This window comes from Sinorhizobium fredii (genome assembly GCF_002944405.1).
GTDB classification, from domain to species: Bacteria; Pseudomonadota; Alphaproteobacteria; order Rhizobiales; family Rhizobiaceae; genus Sinorhizobium; species Sinorhizobium fredii_C.
In genome coordinates this window covers 1012013-1034027 of the sequence record NZ_CP024310.1, presented here as the reverse complement: position 1 = coordinate 1034027, position 22015 = coordinate 1012013, and the positions used below count along the sequence as shown (strand labels likewise).

10 protein-coding genes are annotated in these 22015 nt (G+C 63.4%); 7 read left to right on the top strand and 3 right to left on the bottom strand.

The features are described from left to right. Positions 1–16: 16 nt before the first annotated feature. Genes oppB through NXT3_RS28510 form a run of 3 tightly spaced genes read left to right on the top strand, consistent with a single transcriptional unit; the run spans position 17 to position 3666 of the window. The gene (oppB, locus tag NXT3_RS28520) at positions 17–940 is read left to right on the top strand and encodes an oligopeptide ABC transporter permease OppB (protein ID WP_037384901.1); all 924 of its coding nucleotides are present in this window, start codon (positions 17–19) and stop codon (positions 938–940) included. Further along, on the top strand, positions 933–2063 hold the full coding sequence (locus tag NXT3_RS28515) for an ABC transporter permease (protein ID WP_037417216.1): 1131 nt from the start codon (positions 933–935) through the stop codon (positions 2061–2063). The genes oppB and NXT3_RS28515 overlap by 8 nt, the downstream gene beginning before the upstream one ends. Position 2064: 1 nt before the next feature. Beyond that, on the top strand, positions 2065–3666 hold the full coding sequence (locus tag NXT3_RS28510) for an ABC transporter ATP-binding protein (protein ID WP_104841147.1): 1602 nt from the start codon (positions 2065–2067) through the stop codon (positions 3664–3666). Between the two features lie 397 nt (positions 3667–4063). Here NXT3_RS28510 and NXT3_RS28505 read toward each other — a convergent pair whose 3' ends face one another. From NXT3_RS28505 to NXT3_RS28495, 3 genes are all read right to left on the bottom strand, one after another. Then, positions 4064–4726: a response regulator transcription factor gene (locus NXT3_RS28505; protein ID WP_234819625.1), complete on the bottom strand. Its 663-nt coding sequence runs from the start codon at positions 4724–4726 to the stop codon at positions 4064–4066. A gap of 504 nt (positions 4727–5230) precedes the next feature. Next, positions 5231–6505, bottom strand: coding sequence for a polysaccharide pyruvyl transferase family protein (locus tag NXT3_RS28500; RefSeq protein WP_050988220.1), 1275 nt, complete (start codon positions 6503–6505; stop codon positions 5231–5233). Beyond that, the gene (locus NXT3_RS28495) at positions 6502–7950 is read right to left on the bottom strand and encodes a hypothetical protein (protein WP_199773413.1); all 1449 of its coding nucleotides are present in this window, start codon (positions 7948–7950) and stop codon (positions 6502–6504) included. Before NXT3_RS28495 ends, NXT3_RS28500 begins: the two co-directional genes overlap by 4 nt. A gap of 170 nt (positions 7951–8120) precedes the next feature. Between NXT3_RS28495 and NXT3_RS28490 the strand changes: the two genes are divergently transcribed. The 4 genes from NXT3_RS28490 to NXT3_RS28475 all read left to right on the top strand — a co-directional run bounded on the left by NXT3_RS28490 (position 8121) and on the right by NXT3_RS28475 (position 22006). Beyond that, positions 8121–8945, top strand: coding sequence for a glycoside hydrolase family 16 protein (locus NXT3_RS28490; protein ID WP_234828207.1), 825 nt, complete (start codon positions 8121–8123; stop codon positions 8943–8945). 304 nt (positions 8946–9249) lie between these two features. Next, positions 9250–11196, top strand: coding sequence for a non-ribosomal peptide synthetase (locus NXT3_RS28485; protein ID WP_037417227.1), 1947 nt, complete (start codon positions 9250–9252; stop codon positions 11194–11196). Then, entirely contained in the window at positions 11193–19232 is an 8040-nt protein-coding gene (locus tag NXT3_RS28480; RefSeq protein ID WP_104841145.1) for a hybrid non-ribosomal peptide synthetase/type I polyketide synthase, read from the top strand. The genes NXT3_RS28485 and NXT3_RS28480 overlap by 4 nt, the downstream gene beginning before the upstream one ends. After that, a complete protein-coding gene (locus NXT3_RS28475) occupies positions 19229–22006 on the top strand; it encodes a condensation domain-containing protein (RefSeq protein WP_097524628.1) in 2778 nt (925 codons plus the stop codon). The genes NXT3_RS28480 and NXT3_RS28475 overlap by 4 nt, the downstream gene beginning before the upstream one ends. The last annotated feature ends 9 nt before the right edge of the window (positions 22007–22015 follow it).

Genomic DNA, 22015 nt, shown 5'->3' with positions numbered 1-22015 from the left:
CTCCGGAGCCACGTCCATGATCTCCTTCGTCCTTCGCCGGCTGGCGAGTGCGGTGCCGACGCTGTTCATCGTCGTCACGATATCCTTCTTCCTGATGCGGTTTGCCCCCGGTGGCCCCTTCAATCTCGAGCGCCCTCTTCCTCCATCGACGATGGAGAACCTGATGAGGACCTATCATCTCGACCAGCCGCTTTGGCGCCAATACCTGATCTATCTCAGCAATGCGGTAACCGGCGACTTCGGCCCGAGCTATATCTACCATGACAACAATGTCGCGCAGCTAATCGGCAAGGGCCTGCCCTATTCGATGGAGCTCGGCTTCTACGCGCTGATACTTGCCGTCGTCGGCGGCGTAATCGCCGGCACCATCGCCGCGCTGAGGCAGAACAGTTTTCTCGATTTCGCCGTGATGTCGATTTCGACCGTCGGCGTCACCGTGCCGAATTTCGTTGTCGGTCCCGTCCTGACCCTCATCTTTGCGATCATGCTGTCGTGGCTCCCGGCCGGGGGCTGGGGCGACGGGTCGTTCCGCTTCCTGATCCTGCCGATGATCGCATTGGCCCTGCCGCAGCTCGCCGTCTTCGCACGGCTTACGCGCGGCTCGATGATCGAGGCGCTTCACACGGATCACATTCGAACGGCCAAGGCCTACGGGTTGCCGTCCCGCGTCGTCGTCGTCACCCATGCGATGCGCGGCGCCATGCTGCCGGTTGTTTCCTATCTGGCCCCTTGCGCGGCGGCACTGCTCACCGGTTCCGCGGTCGTCGAGACGATCTTCACCATTCCTGGCGTCGGCCGCTACTTCGTGCTCGGCGCGATCAATCGCGACTATACGCTCGTCATGGGCACGGTGGTCCTCATCGCCATCTTCGTCATCGTCTTCAATCTTCTGGTCGATATTCTCTACGGCCTGCTCGATCCGAGGGTTCGCCATGACTGATATCGTTCAGGTCCCGGCGGTCTCGCCGGAGACAAAAGGGCGCAGCCTCTTCCAACTCGCGGCGCTGCGCTTCCGCCGCAACCGCGCCGCCATGGCGGGCTGCGTCATGCTGGCACTGATCGCGCTCTTCTCCTTCGTCGGGCCGTTCTTCTCGCCGCACAGCTACGATCAGGTCTTCCCCTCTTATGTGTCGATCGGCCCAAGCCTCGAGCCGCGTCCGGATACCTCGACGCTGCAGGAAGTCATGGAGAATGTCGCGGCGCGCGCCCGCGTGACGCTCGAGGAGTTCCACGTCGAGGGCGAAGCCTTCACTGCCACGGTCACCTCCGAGCAACCGATCGATCCGCGCGCCACGCGCTACTTCGATAGGGCCAACGAGTTCGAAAACACCAAGGTCGTCGCGACCGAGGATGATGGTCGCAGGCTGAAGGTCGAGGGCCAGGTCGATCGCGAATATTTCCCGTTCGGCACGGACTCCAACGGCCGCGACCTCCTTGTCCGCGTCATGCTGGGCGGCCAGATCTCGATTGCGGTCGGCCTGCTCGCCAGCCTCGTCTCGCTCGGCATCGGCGTCGTCTACGGGGCGACCTCCGGCTATATCGGCGGGCGCGTCGACAACGTCATGATGCGCTTCGTCGAGATTCTCTATTCGCTGCCCTTCGTCTTTCTCGTCGTCGTTCTGGTCGTCTTCTTCGGCCGCAGTTTCATCCTGATCTTCCTGGTGATCGGCGCCGTCGAGTGGCTGGACATGGCCCGTATCGTGCGCGGCCAGACGCTTGCCCTGAAGCGCCGCGAATTCGTGGGTGCGGCGCAGGCGCTCGGACTGACCGACTGGCAGATCATCCGCCGGCACATCATTCCGAACACCATCGGCCCGGTGATCGTCTTCGTCACCGTCGTGGTGCCGAAGGTGATCCTGCTCGAGAGCTTCCTGTCGTTCCTCGGCCTCGGCGTGCAGGCGCCGCTGACGAGCTGGGGCGCGCTGATTTCCGAAGGGGCAAACAACATCCAATCGGCGCCCTGGCTGCTGATATTCCCGGCCATCTTCTTCGTCGTCACGCTGTTTTCGCTGAACTTCGTCGGCGACGGCCTGCGCGATGCGCTCGATCCCAAGGACCGCTGACATGGCAGACACCAAGGATTCCATTCTCGCCGTCCGCGGCCTCAAGGTGGATTTCTCTACCCCGGACGGCACGGTCGAAGCGGTCAAGGGCATCGATCTCGAGGTCAATGCCGGCGAAACGCTGGCGGTCGTCGGCGAATCCGGCTCGGGCAAGAGCCAGACGATGATGGGCATCATGGGGCTCCTGGCGAAGAACGGCACGGTTTCCGGATCGGCGCGCTACCGCGGGCAGGAACTCATCGGGCTGCCGCCGAAGGCCCTCAACGACGTGCGCGGCTCGAAGATCACCATGATCTTCCAGGAGCCGATGACCTCGCTCGACCCGCTCTATACGATCGGCCGGCAGATCGCCGAACCGATCGTCCATCACCGCGGCGGCACGTTCAAAGAGGCGAAGAAGCGCGTGCTGGAACTTCTGGAGTTGGTCGGCATTCCCGAGCCCGGGCGTCGCATCGACAGCTATCCGCACGAGCTTTCCGGCGGCCAGCGTCAGCGGGTGATGATCGCCATGGCGCTTGCCAACGAGCCGGACATCCTGGTCGCCGACGAACCGACGACCGCACTCGACGTCACCATCCAGGCGCAAATCCTTCAACTGCTGAAATCGCTGCAGAAGCGCTTCGGCATGGCAATCGTGCTGATCACCCACGACCTCGGCATCGTCAAGCACTTCGCCGAGCGCGTCGCCGTGATGCGACGCGGCGAGGTGGTCGAGCAGGGGAGCACGACTGAGATTTTCGAGCGACCCAAGGCGGACTACACGAAGATGTTGCTCGCCGCCGAGCCGAGCGGCCGCAAGCCGGCGCCGCCGGGCCACGCGCCGATCATTCTCGAGGGCCGCAACGTGGCGGTCGAATACGCTATCGGCAAAGGCCTGTTCGGCGGCTCGTCCTCCGTCTTCCGGGCGGTCGACGGCGTCAACCTGCGCCTGAGGCAGGGCCAGACGATCGGCATCGTCGGCGAGTCCGGTTCGGGAAAATCGACGCTCGGGCGGGCGCTGCTGCGATTGCTGCCGAGCAACGGCTCCTACCGCTTCGGCGCGACCGACATTTCCGGTTTCGACCGCAGCACGATGCGGCCTCTGCGCCGCGAGCTCCAGCTCGTCTTCCAGGATCCCTACGGCTCGCTCTCGCCGCGCCTGACGGTCGGCGAGATCATCACCGAGGGCCTCTATGTGCATGAGCCGGGGCTCGGCCGTGCGGAGCGCGACCGGCGCGCCATTGCCGCCTTGAAGGAGGTGGGCCTCGATCCCGCCTCGCGCAATCGCTACCCGCACGAATTCTCCGGCGGCCAGCGCCAGCGCATCGCCATCGCCCGGGCGATGATCCTGAAGCCGAAGGTGGTGATCCTCGACGAGCCCACCTCGGCGCTCGACCGCTCGGTACAGGGCCAGGTGATCGAGCTGCTGCGCGACCTGCAGCGCAAGCACGGCCTTTCCTACATCTTCATCAGCCACGATCTTTCCGTGGTGAAGGCGATGTCGGACTATGTGATCGTCATGAAAAACGGTCGCATCGTCGAAGAGGGGGAAACGGACGCGATCTTCGAAGCCCCGAGAGAGCCTTATACCAAGACGCTGATCGGCGCCGCCTTCAACGTGTGAGCAGGCGACGGTCTGACGGTTCGTCCTCGGCGACGCAAATTGCCGCAAGGTTCCGGTCGGAGATCACGACAGCGCCGTGCGTCTTATCAGATGCGCAAAGGTCGCTGCAGCACTTTGAATCCCTGCATGTCTTTGTCCCTAAAGCGCGTCGCGTTTAAACGTGTTCACGCGGCGCGCTTCAGGTCTTTGTTTTTGTGCATGTCGTCATCCCAAAACCGCTGCACACTTCTGGGCGACATGCACCAAATCGAGGTCGATTCAAGGAGACATGCAGCGCCTCGGCGCGAGTTCGACTCGCGCCGACTTGAGCGATGGTGGAAACATCCACCGCAGGTCAGGCCCGCGTCCGTGCGGACCGAGACGATAGGATTGCCCTTCGCGGTGAAGCCGCCTCGTCCTACTTCATGAATTCGCGGATCTTGTAGGCGACCTCGGTACGATTGGTCGCGTTCAGTTTCTTCATGATGTTGCGAATGTGGACCTTAACCGTGCTTTCGCACAGGTCCATTTCATAGGCGATGATCTTGTTGGGCTTGCCACGTTGCAATGCCTCGGCGACTTCGATCTCGCGGGGCGTGAAGAAGGTGTCGGAACAACGCGCGCCGTTGACGGCGGAGTTGATCGTTTCGCGCATCGTCAGGATGCTGCTCGCCGGAACGAAGACACCGCCGGCGCGTGCGAGCGCAATCGCCTCCGCCGCGACATTGATACCGACATTGCTTGGAATGTATCCGCGGGCACCGCACTCCAGCGCCTTGAGGATTTGGCCGAGTTCGTCGGTTTCGGCAACGACGATCACCGGGCTGAACTTGAACTTCTCGGCGAGGTTCTCGATCTTCTCGCAGACTTCCTGTTCGCCGATCTTGCTGCCGCCAACGATCAGCAGCACGGCGGACGGATCGGCGTGCAACTTGCGGGCGCGCCACTCGTCGAACGAACCGACCGTCACGATGCTGAGCGTCGGATCATAGTCCAACAAGCTCTTGGCTAGGCACTCCCTGTCCAGGGCGCGTGGATCGATGAGCAGGATGTAGTCCGCATCCTCCGGATGGTCAGTCACGTCCGGGTCAGTCAAACCTGGAGGCGATTGACGGTCGAGCGGCACTTGAAAGGTTGCACGGCTGTTCGTTACGGTTCTTCCGACAGTCGCTGAGAGAATATACATATATAGTACTCCAATTCGTTCTTAAATATAAGAATAATTCAACAATTAACCGGTATCGTCGCTCAATATTACTACCGATTCGTCAGTCTTTTCGGCTGCTTCGCGATCAGCTCATGTCCGGGTGCTCAAGGGGGTGCGCCGGATGGATGCACCTGATAATGCCTCAAGTCGCCCCACCATCGCGCACACTCTCTCTTCGGTCTGCACGATTGTACTTTAGAATATATCAGGCAACCGATGGTTGGGAATATTACCCAAGATAGTTAGGCTGGTGATAAATCGGGGGAGTGTTGCCTAGCCCCCGTGGGGGATTCTCCCGCTCAGGTGCTGTGAAAGGCGAACAAAATCAATGCCAATGCCGGGATTTCAAGCATTGGATTCAGATCCGGGATGAAAGGCTCACGGTCTCACTGATGCGGAAGCGGTGAGTGCGGCGCGTCGGTCGTGGCGCTGGATGCTGCTTCCACCAGCAGTCTTGACCGGCTGCGCGCCTAGCAGGGCAGTTTCGAGCCCGCGCACGCCAGATCGCGCTCGCGAGACGATCTCATCCCGCGCCGTCGGATCGATCCCCTGGCGTGCAGCTTCCGCCAAGGCGACTGCCATCTGCCGGACCGGCATGTCACCGGCAGCGAAGCGGTCCGGTTGCCCTGTAAAGCTGAAGAAGCCCTCGACCTTTTCGTCCCATGCGAGCCCGATCTGCGGCACGCCCAGCGAATAGGCGGCAATGCATGCGTGAAGTCGATGCGCCATAATCACCTGCATCGCGGCAATCGTATCGACGAGCTCCTCGGGTCGGGTCGGACGCGGCGCCAGGCTGAGCCTGTCTTGGGCGACACAGCGGGCGAGGTCCGGCGCGCCGAGGAGTCGCCTTGCAAACGCCTGGTCTTCCTCGGCGCCATTGCTGAAGAGGCGGACATTGTAGCCGTCATCGAGCAGCAGCTTGATGAGTTCCTGATATTCACCCGGACCGCGGAAAGGTATGGTCGACCGGCCCTGTGTCGCGTGCCTGTGGAGGATGAGCGGGTCGGTCACACAGACGCCAATGGTCATGGTCCGCGCCGGTTCACGTCCGTAGTGTCTTGCCAGAAGATCGATGGCCAGGAGGCCGGGATCGGGGACGATCTCGGCGTGCGGGCCGGCGGGAAAATGTTGCGCCCAGTTCCTGGCCGCGATGCGGTCGCGAACGGAGACATGAACCACACGCGCCAGTTCAAGCCTGCGAAACAGCTCGTCGGCGCGCGGCGACCATTGGCGTCCGACCCCGACCGCATAGATCGCGAGCGGCTTTGCGCTGCGCCGCACGCAATCGAGAACGGTTGCGACCTTCAGGGGAAAGTTCAGGTCATCGTCCTGAAAGAGATTGCCGCCGCCGATCACCACGGCGTCGGCGTCGTCTATCAACGCCTGCCAACGATCGCGCAAGTTGCCGAGCTTTCCGGCAAGCCCGCGCGAAACCGCGGTGCGCCGGAGAAAGGAGGGAAGCGTCTGGAGAGCCCGAAGGAACAGACGCCGCCTGGCATTGTTGCTCTCTCCAAAAGCGCTCCGCCCTGCGAGGTCTATCGTCTCGACGGTGAGTTCATCGGATCCGCGCATCAGTTCGCCCTCGAGGCATTGTGCCAACAGGCCGTCTCCGAGGTTCGCACTGTATTTGACGTTGAAGACGAGGACCTTCATGACAGGCTTCCCGAATGTCGCCGTCCCGACGCGCCGGCTAGGTGCGCCCGAGCGGGCTGCGTCATCGTGACGCGAGGATAGGTGAGGGCCGAGATGCTGCCGGCAAGGATGTAGAATGTCAGGCCGAGATCGTAAACCGTGCCTGAAATGAGCGATGTCGTCAGCCCTGCGACCAACCCGGCCTTTGCCGCACGCACCACCGACGCCGTTTCCCCGTCGCCGCTCGGCGCCTTCGGCATTCTGGACCGGAGAGTGGCGGCGACAAAGAGGCAGAATGCCGCCGTCCCCGGGACCCCGACGTTCGAGAGGAGCACGAGCAGATAGCTCGATGCGCGAGCGCTTCCAAGCCCGGCGCCGAGCCCGGAAGTGTCCAGAAATGTCTGGTAGGCGGCGGCGTTCCAGGCCATGCGCTCCCGGCCAGACTGACTGTCTGCCTTGGACAGCAGGATCTCGTCGAGGAACTGATTGATGGACTCGGCGGTGGCCGGGAAGAGGGTTATGGTCATCATAAGGGCGAGGGGCATCAAGGCGGCCACGGCGAGGAGGAAGCCGGTGCGCCCCGCTCGCCGGGAACCGAGCGCGGATGCGACCGAGCGCGACCAGAGAAACGGGACGACGACGGCGAGGCCCACGAGGGCCGTCGCGGACGTGGACAGCACCAATGCGACAAGCAACGCCGCCGCCATCGGTCCGGTCACGCGCGAGCGGATACGGTCGAGCCAGAGGCTGGCAATGGCCGCGAAGAGAACCAGTGTGTAGTCGGCGAAGGCCGACGCCTCGGGAAAGGCGCCGGAAATCCGCTTGAAGCCACCCTTCTCGGAGGCCGTCAACAGCGCGTAGTTGGCCGTCCGGACGAACTCCAGGAGTTGCTCCGTGCCGGTGAAATAGGTCAGGACGTCGGCGACGGCAAAGCCGAGATTGACGGCGGCAACGATCAAGAGAACGTTGATCAGATGCGCGGACGCAGCGGTCCGGCGGATATACGCGTAGCAAAGGCCAAAACAGACAGCACCGCCGAGCGCGTAGATTGCTTGCGTTATGTTGCTGGACGAAAAGCGAAGGGGCACGTGGGCGACGATGCTGCGCGCGCCGACCGAACGCTCGACGGTCAGTACATCGATCGTACCCTGGAACAGGCGCGGCAGGAGGATCGCGGTCATCAGCCCGAACATCGTCAGCACCAAGAGCCAGAACCCCGCCTTTGGTGGGGCGTAGGCCGCAAGCACCGGCCCTTCGCCATAGGCCATGAAGATCCTGGCGCAAAAGAAGAGCAGAAAGACGTTGGGCACAAGCACGGACGCGCCGCCAAGGGCAGGCAGGTTGAACGCAGCCGCGGAACCGAGTGCCGTCGATATGACCATGAACGTAAAGGCCCAATGGACCGGTGCGAACAAGACGCCCAGTCCTACAATCACCGTGATGACGCCGATCAGTTCAAAGTTCATTGCCAAGATCCGGTTGTGCCAGGATCGTAGCAAAGGCTGTTACGCGCGTATTTACGCCCGCGGTTACGCCTTTCGTATAGCCGCTCGACCCGATTTGGTAGTGGATGGCCGCGACGGGCTTGCGCTAGTTTGTTCCGATGTTCTCGCACCCTCGCGATCTCGGGTTTGGATTGAACCGCCGGTTCCTGATCAGGAGGCTCGCTTCGGGGCTTCTGGCATGCGCGCTGGCATCGACCTTCCCCGGCCCGGTGCCGGCAGAAGGCGTTGCTGGCAGCGATACCGGCGACGAGCTCTCACTCGCCAGGATGGAGACGTCTTTCGACGAGAGTTTCGACACCCTCAGCGTATCCGCCTGGGGGCCCGACACGCGCTGGATCGCGCATACGCCCTGGTCGGGCGATTTCGGCGGTGCGCGCTTTGCCAATCCTGAAGCCGGATATCCGTTCACCACCGAGGACGGCATCCTGCGCATCGAGGCCAGGCGCGACGACGAGGGCAAATGGACTTCCGGCCTGCTTGCCTCGGTCGACCCCAAGGGCAAAGGCTTTGCTCAGCAATACGGATATTTCGAGATGCGGGCGCGGCTGCCGACCGGCGCCGGAGTCTGGCCAGCTTTCTGGCTGATCGGCAAGGACCGGTCCAAGGCGACGGCCGAGATCGACGTGCTGGAGTTCTACGGGGACAAGCCGGACGGCTACTCCTCCGTCGTGCATGTGTGGCATCGCGATGGGCGTCACGATTCCCAGTTCAAGCGCATCGATGCTTTTGCTGCCGGCGATCCGGGAGAATTCCATACTTATGGCGTCAAGGTCGACGCCGAGTTCATCCGAATGTACTTCGACCGTCGCCTGGTCTGGAAGGCAAGCACGCGTCCCGAGCATCGCCAGCCGATGTTCATCTTGCTCAACCTCGCCCTCGTCGAGTCGACCGCAGACGATGCACCCGACCCTTCCCACATGTATGTGGACTACGTCCGCGCCTACCGTTTCCGTTGATATCTCGAGATAATTTCACCTCCACGGAGCGCGTGCGCATTTCACGCGCTCGGAGCTTGTTCGACCTCGTTTCTAGGTGCGACCGCGGCCGTCCCGTGAGAGCTTCCGCCGAAGGACTAAGCAGTCTAACCCTTTTGGCAGCGGGCAAAGCTGAAGCTATCCCAATGATCAACTGTTTATTTTTCCTCACCATGAAATTCTGACGACCGGCGGCACGGCTTGAAAGTTGTGTCGCCGTTGCCAGTCGCGTCGGACGACCGCATTCGGCGCTCTGTGGGGACGGGAAAGGGACAGGAGATCGGCAATGATGGACTTCCGTGTTTCCGCGACGGAGGAGAAATCCGGCGTCGCCCGATCGGCGGAGCCGCGCTCGGATGTCATCATACATTATGACCGGGATCGCTCCATTCCCTCGATCGTTGCACAGCACGCTGCAGCCAGTCCGAAGTCGGTAGCACTAGTTTGTGAGGGGCGCACGATCACCTATGACGAGCTTGAACGAGTTTCGGACCGCCTAGCGGCCTATCTCATCAGGGAAGGGGTCCAGAAAGGCGACATCGTCTGCTTGTTCGTGCCGCGGTCGCCGGAAGCAATTGTGGCCATGCTGGCGATCCTGAAGGCCGGGGCCGCTTACCTGCCGCTGGACACGACTTTTCCCATTGAGCACCTCGACTATGTCATCGGCGAATGCGAGCCGAAGGTCGTCTTCGTCGACCCCGAGACGGCGCGGACGATCCGTTCGGTCCCGAACGCAAAGGGATCGAACGTCGATCTGTTCGCGCTGCTCCAGAAACTCACTGGCGGCGCAGACGAGATCCGGCCTGACATCGCAGTCGGTGGCGGCGATCTGGCCTATGTGATGTTCACTTCTGGCTCTACCGGCCGACCGAAAGGCGTTGCCATCGCCCATCGCGGCATTGCGCGGCTGTCGCTGGACCAGAACTACCTCAAGCTCACAAGCAACGACGTCATGCTGCACGCCGCGACGATCGCATTCGACGCCTCCACCTTCGAGGTCTGGTGCGCCCTGACAAACGGTTGCAAGCTGGCGATCTTGCCGGACGGCAATTTTTCGGTCGCCCGCCTGCGCGATGTCGTGGGCGGCAATGGCGTCACGGTCGCGCTGCTGACAACGGGGCTCTTCAACCTGCTCGCCGACTACCCCGGTTCGGCCCTGCCGTCGTTGCGCCACATGTTTTTCGGCGGCGAAGTCGCCTCTGTCGAACATGTGCGGCGCTTTCAGAAGACTTTTCCCGATTGCCGGGTAACCAACGCTTACGGGCCGACCGAGATCACCGTTCTCGCCACCGCCTACGACATACCGGCAGGCTTCGACGGTAGCGACGTGCCGATCGGTCAGGCGGTGGAGCATACCGGCATTCTGATCGTTGACGAAGAGCGTCGTCCGGTTCCGGCCGGCGTCGAGGGCGAACTGGTGCTGACGGGTGACGGCGTGGCCATCGGCTATTTCAAGCGGCCCGAACTGACGGCGGAGCGGTTTGTCACGATCGAAACGCCGGAGGCGCCCCTTCGAGGTTATCTGACCGGCGACCTGGCCGTCCTGGATGAAAACGGGTCGGCCCGGTTCAAGGGCAGAGTTGATCGACAGATCAAGCTCAACGGCAAGCGCATCGAGCTCGACGAGATCGAGGCCGCGCTCCGGCGCGACCCGCGCCTCTCAGACGGCGTCGTCATCTGCCAGACGCTCGGTCCGCAGAACAAGCGAATCCTCGGCTATATCTGCCCACAGGCCAGCGCCACCGCAGATGACGCCGAGTTGATACGGGGTGTTATGGAGCGGCTGCGCAACGCCTTGCCGGCCTACATGATCCCGAGCGTCGTCACTGTGCTCCGCCAGCTTCCGCTGCATCAATCGGGGAAAGTGGACCGATCCAAGCTGCCCCTGCCTGTCAATGCGGCGCCAACGGCAACGGCACCGATCACGAGCCAGACCGAGGCGGTCCTGCTCGGCCTCTGGCAGGCTGTCCTCGGTATCCAGGCGGTGGAACTCGATCGGAATTTCTTCGACCTCGGAGGGACGTCGCTTCAACTGATGCGCATCCATGCAGCACTCGAAAGCAATCTCGGCCGGCCGGTCGACGTCGTGGCGCTCTTCGAGCATCCGACGATCAGGGAACTGGCGGGCTTTCTCGATGGCAGAGCCATTGCCGGTGCACGGGCAATGTCGGCGGCGGAGCGAGCCGCGCTGCAGCGCAAGACCATGTCTCAATTCCGCAGGAGTGCTCCATGACGGCGATTGGCGAAGCAGACAGCAATCTTTCCGGCATCGCCATCATCGGCATGTCAGGCCGCTTTCCCGGAGCTCCTTCGGTGGAAGCCCTGTGGCAGATGATCTGCGAAGGGCGGGATGCCTTTTCCAAGCTGAAACCGGATGAGCTCGAAGACGCTTTCACCGACGAGGAGCGCGGCAGCGCCAACTACGTGCCCGCCCGGCCGCACCTGCCCGACATCGAACTGTTCGACGCCGAGTTTTTCGGCATGTTTCCGCGGGAGGCCGCAGTCACCGACCCGCAGCATCGGGTCTTTCTGGAGATCTGCTGGGAAGCGCTGGAACGCGCCGGCTACGACCCACAGAAATATCCCGGACTTGTCGGCGTTTTCGCCGGCGCTTCAATGCCGACCTATCTCATCAACAACGTACTTGGAGAGCGGGCGAAGGCGGAGGAGTTCACGTCCAACTACCAGATCGGTTGCTTCCAGCAGATCGTCGGCTCCTTGACGGATGCACTGGCGACCCGGATTGCCTACAAGTTTGATCTGCGCGGACCCGCCATCACCATTCAGTCGGCCTGCTCGACGTCGCTGCTGGCGGTATCGCAGGCCTGCCAGAACCTGCTGACCTATAGTTGCGACATGGCGCTCGCCGGTGGCGTGTCGATCACCGTGCCGCAGCGGCGCGGTTATTTCTACCAGGAGGGCGGCATGGTTTCGCCCGATGGGGTTTGCCGACCCTTCGACGAACGAGCCGCCGGAACGGTCTTTGCCAGCGGCGCGGCCGTCGTCCTCCTGAAGCGGGTGGAGGATGCGCTTCGTGACGGCGACCACATCTTCGCGGTGATCCGCGGCTATGGCGTCAACAACGACGGGTCGGAGAAGGTCGGGTTCACAGCGCCGAGCGTCGCTGGCCAGGCCGGGGCCATTGCTGCAGCGCTGGCGGGCGCCGACGTCGATCCTGCGACCATCGGCTATGTCGAATGCCACGGCACGGCGACGCCACTCGGCGATCCAATCGAATTCGGAGGCTTGCGCGCCGCCTTTGCCGAAACGAACGAGCGGCGGGGATCATGCGCACTCGGGTCGGTGAAGGGTACGGTCGGCCATCTTGATGCGGCGGCCGGCGTCACGAGCCTCATCAAGGCGGCGTTGGCACTCCAGCACGCAAAGATCCCCGGTTTACCCAACTTCACGCGCCCCAATCCGCGCATCGACCTCGACGGGAGCCAGTTCTACATCCCCACGGAAATGACCGACTGGCCAGAGGGGGAGGGTCCGAGACGGGCGGGCGTGAGCTCCTTCGGGGTCGGCGGGACCAATGTCCATGTCGTCGTCGAGGAGGCACCGGTCCGCGGGGAGGCGGCGGGCGATCCCCCCCGCGGCCCATTCATTCTCCCCCTGTCGGCGCGCAATGAAGCGGCGCTGGCGGCGATGCGCCTCAACCTGCGAGACCATCTTGCAAAGATGCCCGATGGTACATTGGCGGCCGTCGCCCATACGCTCCAGACCGGCCGACGGGCCTTCGCGCATCGCTCCGCGATCGTTGCCAACAGCGTCAGCGACGCGGTAGAGCGCCTAGGGTCCGAACGCGTAGCGAGCGCAGTCGCCTCCGATCGCCCGCCCGTCGTCTTCATGTTTCCGGGCCAGGGCTCGCAATATGTCGGAATGGGTGCCGTGCTTTACAATTGCGAGCCGGAATTCACGCGCTGGATCGATCGCGGCACTGAAATCCTGCGTGCGTCCCTCAAGACCGACCTTCGCGATTTTATCTGTCACGCCGGCGCAGTCTCGCAGGCGATGGCGGACGAGCAGCGCGAGACGCGGATTGCCCAACCCTGCCTGTATCTGGTCGAGTACGCGCTGGCGCGGTTGTGGATGAGCAGGGGGCTCAAGCCGAGCGCGATGATCGGCCATAGCGTCGGCGAGTTCGTTGCCGCGACGCTCGCCGATGTCATCTCCTTCGAGGATGGCCTCCGTCTGGTGGCCGCCCGCGGCCGCCTCATGCAGGCGCAGCCGCAGGGCGCGATGGTCTCCGTGCGTGCGGACGTCGAGACCGTGACGATGCACCTACGCGAGGATGTGGAGATCGCGGCGATCAACGCGCCCAAGCTCTGCGTCGTTTCCGGAACGTTCGCCGGCGTCGATGCGACCTGTGCGGCCCTCGAAGCATCCGGGATCGCCTTCAGCCGGTTGCATACCTCGCACGCCTTCCATTCCGCGATGATGGACGGAGTGACCGACGCGCTGCGCGAGGAAACCGCCAGGGTCACCTACGGAACGGCGAACCTGCCGTATGTCTCCTGTGTCAGCGGCAGCTGGCAAACGGTCGAGCAGGGCATGTCGCCGGACTACTGGGCGCGTCATTGCCGGGCGGCGGTGCGATTTTCGCAGGGGCTCGAAACTCTCAGCCGGGAGCAGAAGCCGGTGCTGCTCGAGGTCGGCCCAGGGCGCACGCTCTCGGTCTTTGCCGCTCAGACACTGAGCCGTGATGCCACCCATGCTATCGTTCAGTCGCTGCCGGAACACGATCGCGCCCATGCCGCGAGCGAGACGCTTGCAGAGGCGCATGGCAAGCTCTGGACGGCGGGTTGCGATCTCGACTGGCCGGAGAAACCCGGGCCGCAGCCGTCAAAGCTGCTCCTGCCGACCTATCCATTCCAGCGTCAGCGGCACTGGATCGATGCGCCGCAATCGGTCCGGCGCGCCGGCGACCACGCCTCGGCGGCACCGGCACTGACTGCCGAGAGACCTGCATCCATTGCGTCAGCCCCATCGATCGAGGGAAGTCCCACCATGGAAGTCGTCAAACCAATACCCGTGGCCAGCCGCGCTCCCAAGCTTGAGGCCTCGTTGTTGAACGTCTTGGCCGATATGTCCGGCGAGGCACTCGGGGCAGGGGACTCGACGGCGACCTTCCTGGAGCTGGGTTTCGATTCCCTGTTCATCGGACAGTTCGCGCAGCGGATCGAAAAGGATTACAAGATCAAGCTCTCCTTCCGCGAATTGCTGAGCAATATCCCGACCGTCCGGGATCTGGCGCGCCACCTTGACCAGCAACTGCCGCCGGAACCGGCAAACTCGGCCGAAGCGGTGGCCGCGGAACCCGCCAGTGCGGCTCGGGTCGCCGTGCCGCCGGCGCCATCGGCGCCCGCTCCAACCGCCGCCTTCAGCGCACCGACGGCGAGCGCGCCGCCCGCGAGCGCCAGCGGTCTTGAAGGGATCTTGCAGTCTCAACTTCTGATGGTGCAGTCGATTCTCTCGCAGCAGCTCCAGGTCTTGCAGGCGGGTACCGCGGAGCGCGCGCTGTCCGCGGCAGCGCCCGTTGCGACGACGGTACAGCCCATGCCTATGCCGGTGACGGCGGAAGCGGCACGGGCCGTGGGCGATGGCGATGTCGGCGCGCAGCGGATCAAGCTCTACAGCCCCGGCGCCAAGAACGCGGCTTCCGAGATGACACCCGAGAAGCACGCCTTCGTAGCCGAGCTGATCACTGCCTACGAGGCGCGCAATCCGAAATCCAAGAGCTTCACGGACCGCAACAGGCGGTGGCTTGCCGATCCGCGCACGGCCGCCGGCTTTCGGCAGGACTGGAAAGAGATCGTCTTCCCGGTCGTGTCCGATCGGTCGAAGGGCTCCCGTATCTGGGACATCGACGGCAACGAATACATCGACCTGGTCAACGGCATGGGGCAGACCGCCTTCGGCCATGCGCCCGATTTCGTGACCGAGGCGATAAAGTCCCAGGTGGATGCGGGCTTCGCCATCGGTCCGCAGACGCCGCTTGCCGGCGAAGTCGCCGAGCTGGTTGCGGCGATGACCGGACATGAGCGCGTGACCTTCTGCAACACCGGATCGGAAGCGGTGATGGCCGCGATGCGCGTCGCCCGCACAGTGACCGGCCGAGACAGGATCGTCGTCTTCGGCAACGATTATCACGGCCAGTTCGACGAGGTTCTGGTGAAGGGAAGGAACCGTGGAGGCACACCGGTCGCGCTGCCGGTCGCGGCGGGGATTCCGGCGGCCTCCGTCACCAACATGACCGTGCTTCGCTACGGCGACGCCGAGAGTCTCGACTGGATCCGCGCCAATGCCGGAGAGATTGCCGCGGTCATCATCGAACCCGTGCAGAGCCGGCATCCGGAGCTGCGTCCGCAGGCGTTCGTGCGGTCTTTGCGCGAGATCGCAACGGCGTCCGAATTCGCGCTCGTCTTCGACGAGGTCGTCACCGGTTTCCGGGTCGATCCGGGCGGCATGCAGGCGATCTGGGGAATCAAGGGCGACATGGCGACCTACGGCAAGGTCGTCGGCGGCGGCATGCCGATCGGCCTGCTGGTCGGCGACAGCCGGTTCATGGATGCGCTCGACGGCGGCCACTGGAGCTATGGCGACGATTCCGTGCCGATGACCGCGCCGACCTTCTGCGCGGGCACGTTCGTTCGCCATCCGGTGGTTCTCGCTGCGGCCCGTGCCGTGCTGCAGCATATTAAGGGCGACGGCGCCGCTCTGTATGGACGGGTGGCCGAACGCACTGAGGCGCTGGTGGCTGAGGTCAACGCCGATCTCGCGCGGCGCGGCATTCCCAATGTCGTCCAAAGCTACAAGAGTTGGTTCGTCACCGATTTCGGCAGGGACGATCCGTTGGGCACGCTGCTCTATGCGAAGATGCGCATGCTCGGCATCCACATCCAGGACGGCTACCCCTGCTTCCTCACGACGGCCCATAGCGAAGCGGATTTCCAGGCGATCGCTGCCGCGTTCCGTGAAAGCCTTGATGCATTTCAGGCGGTCGGCATTCTCGGTACGCCGCCTGCGGAGTTTGCCTCCCCACCGCAGACGTCGACCCCGCGGGCGGCCCGTCCTTCGGCGGCTCCTTTGACGGAGGCGCAGAAGGAGATCTGGCTGGCGGCGCAAGCCGGGGACGGTGCGTCATGCGCGTTCAACGAATCCTTCACGATGACGATCGACGGGCAGCTTGACGAAGAGAAGCTTCGCCAGGCCCTCAAGACCGTCATCGCGCGGCACGACGCCCTGCAGATCCGGTTCGGCAGAGCGGGAGATCATTTCGAGTTCATTCCCGACTTCGATCTCGATATCGGTCACGTCGATCTCGTCGGGGATGCCGATCGTGAAGCGCTGTTCGCCCGGTTTCTTGAAGACGATGCGCACACGCCCTTCGATCTGGCAGAAGGCCCGCTCGCCCGGGCATGCATCCTGCACATGGAACCCCAGAGCCACCGGCTGGTGTTCACCGCCCACCACATCGTGTGCGACGGCTGGTCCGTCAATGTTCTCGTCGAGGAACTGGCGAAGGCCTATTCCACCCTGGTCGATGGCGCGACGCCAGACCTGCCCGCGGCCCTGTCCTTCGCGACCTATGCCACGGATCTTGCGCCAAAGGCGGAAATGTCAAACGCGACCGAGCGCTTCTGGCTCGATCAATTCGCGGAGGTCCCGGACCTGCCGGACCTGCCGCTCGACCACCCCCGCCCGGAGCGCCGGAATTTTGCCGGCGGGACCGTGCACGGGCAGATTGAAGCCGATGACTACAAGGCTCTGAAGAAAGCCGGTGCCAAGGCTGGTGCGACGTTGTTCTCCACACTGCTTGCAGCGCTTCAGATGGTGATCTCCCGTCTTTCCGGGCAGGACGACATCGTCGTCGCCGTACCCTCGGCCGGCCAGAGCCTGCTCGACGGCCAGACGCTCGTCGGCCATTGCGTCAACCTGCTGCCACTGCGCCAGCAGGTGGATGCAAGCATGCGGTTCGACGCACATCTGAAAGCCACGCAGCAACTCGTGATCAATGCCTTCGAGCATCAGGACTACACCTATGGCACCCTGGTGCGGAAGCTCGGCATCAAGCGCGACATGCACCGCCTGCCGTTGACCGAGATTCAATTCAACCTGGAGAGAGTGCCGGAAAATCTGGACTTCGGAGGCCTCGAGACGCGGATCGCCTCGAACGGCAAGGCTTTCTCCAACTTCGACATGTTCTTCAACCTGACCGAGGGCCCGCAGGGCGTGCGCATCGACGTCGATTATAATGCCGAGGTCTTCGATAGAGGCACGGTCGAACGCTGGATCGGCCATCTTGTAACCCTCGCCGGTGCGCTTGCCGAGGACATAACCAGGCCGATCGGCCAGCTTCCGCTGATGCGCGCAAGCGAGAAGAACTGGCTGGTCCACACGCTCAACGACAGCGCGGCGGACTATGATCGCGACGCCTTCGTGTTCTCGCTTTTTGCGGAAAAGGTTAAGGCCCAGCCCGATGCAGCGGCCGTCGAGCACGACGGGCAAGTGCTAACCTACGCGGAACTCGATCGCCGTTCCGACCAACTCGCCACCTATATCCAGGAGGTGGTGCCCGATCCTGGGCTGAGGATTGCGGTGCTGGTCGAGCGCTCGCTCGACATGGTCGTTGCGTTGATCGCCATCATGAAATCCGGGCATGCTTACGTGCCGCTCGATCCAGCGCACCCGGAAAACCGACTCGCCCAGACGCTAGAGATCGCACGCGTGGCGGCCGTCATCTGCGATAGCGAAAAATCCGCGGGGCTTGCAGGATCGCAGCTCCAGGCCATTCGACTGGACAGGGACGCCGACGCCATCGCGGCCGTCCGAAGTGCACCAAAGCTGCCCACCGACACAACATCGGCCGCCTACGTCATCTTCACGTCGGGTTCTACAGGGGCACCCAAAGGCGTGGAAGTGTCGCACAGGGCGCTCGTCAACTTCCTGGTGTCTATGGCGAAGGAACCGGGTCTGACCGATCGCGACACCATCGTCGCCGTCACCACGATCTCCTTCGATATCGCAGGCCTGGAGCTGTATCTGCCGCTGATCACGGGGGGACGCGTCGTACTGGCGGGCCGCCAGGCGGTACGGGACGGCTTTGCGCTCGTGCGCCTCGTCGAGCAGTGCAATGCCACCGTGCTGCAGGCGACGCCGACGCTGTGGCAGATGCTCGTGGAAGCGGGCCTCAAGCGCCCCGGGCTCAAGATGCTCTGTGGCGGCGAACCGTTGCCGAAGGCGCTGGCCGAAACCTTGCTCGCCACCGGCGGCGAACTCTGGAACATGTACGGACCGACGGAAACGACGATCTGGTCCTCCGTCGGGAAGATTGATGCAGCCGACGGGCCGATCACGATCGGTCACCCGATTGCCAATACGCAGCTTCATATTCTTGACCGGACCGGCAGTATTGCGGCGATCGGTGTTACCGGTGAGCTCCACATCGGCGGCGAGGGATTGGCGAACGGCTACTTCGATCGTCCCGACCTCACCGAAAAAGCCTTCGTCGAGATCGACATCGGCACCGGCACGCCACAGCGCTTCTATCGGACGGGTGACGTCGGCAGACGGCTTGTCGATGGCTCCCTGCAATTGCTCGGCCGCCGCGACCAACAGATCAAACTGCGTGGCTTCCGTATCGAACTCGGCGACATCGAAGCCGTCATGGCACGCGCACCCGGCATTCGCCAATGCGCCGTCGTCGCGGCGCATAACGGTCGGGGCGAAAAGCACCTCGTCTGCTACCTGGTGGTCGAGGAAGGCGGCAGCCGCCCCAGCAACGCGCAACTCTCTGCCCACGCGGAAGCTAACCTTCCTGCCCACATGGTTCCGACCTTCTGGGCATTCGAGGAGACGCTCCCGCAGACGGCCAACGGCAAGCTGGATCGGAAGGCCCTCGAACAACGGGGCTTGCCGCAGCGCGCGGCGACCGTGATCCGGGTGCCGCCCCGCACGCCGATGGAGGAGCGACTCTGCACCATCTGGCGCGAGGTGCTGAATTCCGACGATATCGGCGTGGAGGACAATCTCTACGCGCTGGGCGCCGACTCGCTCGTCATCTTCCGCATCGCGGCACGTATGCTGGACAGCGGCCTCGAACTCGAGGCGAAGCATCTGATGATGCATCCCTCGGTGGCCGAACTCGCGGCCTTCGCCGAGGCTCGCAATGAGACGGATGGGACGCTTCCCCATCCCTCTGTTCCCTCGCTGAGGGATTTCCGCAATGGCGCGCGCCGCCGCATCGAACAGGTGACACGGGCATGAAGGAAACGAACCAGGCAGTTCCGACAACCGCACCGACGGTCGTCGCCGAATTTCCCTGCTCGCAGACGCAACTGCGCTGCTGGATTCTCGACCAGATGAAACCCGGAAATCCCGCGCTCAACGTCGCAGTGCGTTGGGAGGTGCGCGGCGCGATCCGCTCGTCGGCGATCGAGGCGGCGTTCCGCACCGTCATCCAGCGTCACGAGATCCTGCGCACCCGTTTCGTCGAAGTTGGCGGCCGTCCATGCCAACAGGTCGTCGACCAGGTCGACTTCCGCATGTCGGTGATCGATCTCAGGAACGTGCCGGCCGACCAGCGCGAGGCCCGCATCCTTTCGATCGGCGAGGAGACGGCGCGCGCGCCGTTCGACCTCAGCCAGCCCTGCCTTTTCCGCGTCTCGCTGCTGATGGTGGAGAACGACCGCGGCTTCCTGCTGATCACCGCCCACCAGAGTTGTTTCGACGGCTGGTCGATCCGCGTGCTTGGGCGGGAGGTCGGCGAAATTTCGGCGGCGATCGAGGCCGGGCGTTCGCCTGCCCTCCCGGAACTGCCTTTGCAGTATGGCGACTTCTCGCTCTGGCAGAGCGAGTATCTGGAAAGCTATGGGTTCGAGGCGGAGAAGGCGTTCTGGCGTGAGCGTCTCGAAGGCGCTCCCTATTTCGAGGTCGTCCCGGACCATCCGAGGGGACCTGTCAAGACGACACGCGGCTCCATCCTGTCGGTTGCCAAACCCGTCGAGTTCGGCGAGCGCATCGATGCCGCCTCCCGGCAGCATCGCGTTTCCCTCTACAGTTTCGGCGCTGCCGTGGTGAGCGCGCTGCTCCATCGCTACGCCGCTGCCGACAAGGTCCTCTTCGGGTCCCAGGTGGCCGGGCGCGACGACACCGATCTGGAGAATCTGATCGGCGTTTTCATTAACAACATCGTGTTGCGGTTCGACTTCCCCAGTGACATGACTTTTGCCGACCACCTGCGCTCGGCAAGCGAGATCGTCACGGCAGCGCTCAATCATCACCGGATGCCGTTCAACAAGCTTGTCGAGATGGTCAACCCGATGCGCGATCCTTCGCGCAATCCACTGATCTCCGTCAACTTCAATCTCCAGAAGGCGTTTCTCGAGGACCAGCGATATGGCGGCCTCGAACTTATCAGTGCGCCGTCGCAATCGCCGGGTGTAATCTACGACCTCAGCTTCATGATGATTGGCCGCCCGAGCGGCTGGCGCATGTCGATCGAGTACAATGCCGACCTGTTCGAGCGGCGCACCATCGAGGGCTTGCTCGATCTTTGGCAACAGATCTACGAGATCGTGCTGGAACGGCCGTCCGCGTTGCTGTCCTCGTTGATCGTGCCCGAACGGGAGATATTCCAACAGCCGGAAATTCTTCGGTCTGTCCCGGTCGCGGAGCAAGTCCTTTCCAGCCACCCCTCGGTTGCTGCAGCGGCGGTGGTACCTACCGATGGCGGCATGGGCAGCTACGGCTTCGTGACGCCTGTCCCCAATATGATCGAGCCGCTCGACCGACTGCCCGAGACGCTCATGACCTATCTCCGGTCGCAGCTGGCGACCCCGGCGATGCCGCAAGGCGTCAGTGTGCTCCTGAACCTGCCGCGCAAATTCGATGGCACGGTTGATCGCGATGCGCTGACTGTCCCCGTCAAAACCGCGCCGGCGGTGCAGGTCACACCTGCCGCGGGCAAGACCAGCATGCCGATTGACGAAAGGACGAAGGCGCTCGCAGCCATCTGGTCCGATGTGCTCGATGTCCGAGAAATCGCGCCCGGCGACAATTTCTTTTCGCTCGGCGGCCACTCTCTGCTCGCCTTGCGAATGTTGTCCGCGGTCCGCTCCAAGCTCGGCGGGAAAGCGGATCTGGAGCTGCTGTTCAAGCAACCGACCTTTAGCGGTTTCGCCGGTGCGATCTTCGGCGTTGCCGACGGGGATGCGGCAGCGAAAGACGACAATCCCTGGTCCGTCAGCGTCTGCCGAGAGGGCACGGGCCCGTGCTCGCTCTACACTCTGAACCACCCGTTTCTCTACTATCGGCTCGCCAACGAGCTCGACAGCACTGTGTCCGTCTACAACGCCAACATGTTCAGCGCGGATCTCGACGGAAGACTTGCGTCAATGTCGTTCGAAGACATTGCACGGCGCGTCGTCGAGAGGATGGGCGCCGACATTCTCAAGGGGCCGATCGCCATCATGGGGCTCTGCGTCAACGGCGTGCTGGCCATGGAGGTGGGCCGGCAGCTTCGCGAGCGCGGAGCGGACTTGCGCTTCACTGCGGTCATAGACGCCTGGGCCCCCGGCTTCGTGCGCTCCCAGCCGAAGCTGCGCCGGCTGCGCTGGAATGGCGAGCGGCGCCTGAAGCGGCTCGGCTATTTCACCCGCAAGCTGTTGGCCGGGCGCATCCGCCTGGTCGACTTCCTCCGGGAGTTCAATTTCAGCCTCGGCCTGATGAAACGCATCGGTTTGCAGGCAGGCGCCTACTCGGACGAGGAAGAGATCAATGCAAGGGTGACCGACCTGCTCGTCGACGCGGCTCGCAGCTATCGTCCTGCGCACGCCGACGGCAATCCGGTTCTGCTTTTCCGCAGCGAGGCGAACCATCCGCGGGCGCGCAAGCTCCTGTTCGGCTGGGGCGAGGCCGTTGCCCCCGACACGGAGGTCTTCGACCTCGAGGGGTGGCATGAAGACAGTCTCAACAGCAACAGTATCAAGGCACTTGCCGCCATTGCCACACATCGCTTCGGCGGCCGTAGCACCAATTGATCACCGACG

What these genes read in the sequence shown, in the direction of transcription:
- oppB (WP_037384901.1), top strand. Translation starts at nt 17, where the DNA reads ATGATCTCCTTCGTCCTTCGCCGGCTGGCGAGTGCGGTGCCGACGCTG.
- NXT3_RS28515 (WP_037417216.1), top strand. Translation starts at nt 933, where the DNA reads ATGACTGATATCGTTCAGGTCCCGGCGGTCTCGCCGGAGACAAAAGGG.
- NXT3_RS28510 (WP_104841147.1), top strand. Translation starts at nt 2,065, where the DNA reads ATGGCAGACACCAAGGATTCCATTCTCGCCGTCCGCGGCCTCAAGGTG.
- NXT3_RS28500 (WP_050988220.1), bottom strand. Translation starts at nt 6,505, where the DNA reads ATGAAGGTCCTCGTCTTCAACGTCAAATACAGTGCGAACCTCGGAGAC.
- NXT3_RS28495 (WP_199773413.1), bottom strand. Translation starts at nt 7,950, where the DNA reads ATGAACTTTGAACTGATCGGCGTCATCACGGTGATTGTAGGACTGGGC.
- NXT3_RS28485 (WP_037417227.1), top strand. Translation starts at nt 9,250, where the DNA reads ATGATGGACTTCCGTGTTTCCGCGACGGAGGAGAAATCCGGCGTCGCC.
- NXT3_RS28480 (WP_104841145.1), top strand. Translation starts at nt 11,193, where the DNA reads ATGACGGCGATTGGCGAAGCAGACAGCAATCTTTCCGGCATCGCCATC.
- NXT3_RS28475 (WP_097524628.1), top strand. Translation starts at nt 19,229, where the DNA reads ATGAAGGAAACGAACCAGGCAGTTCCGACAACCGCACCGACGGTCGTC.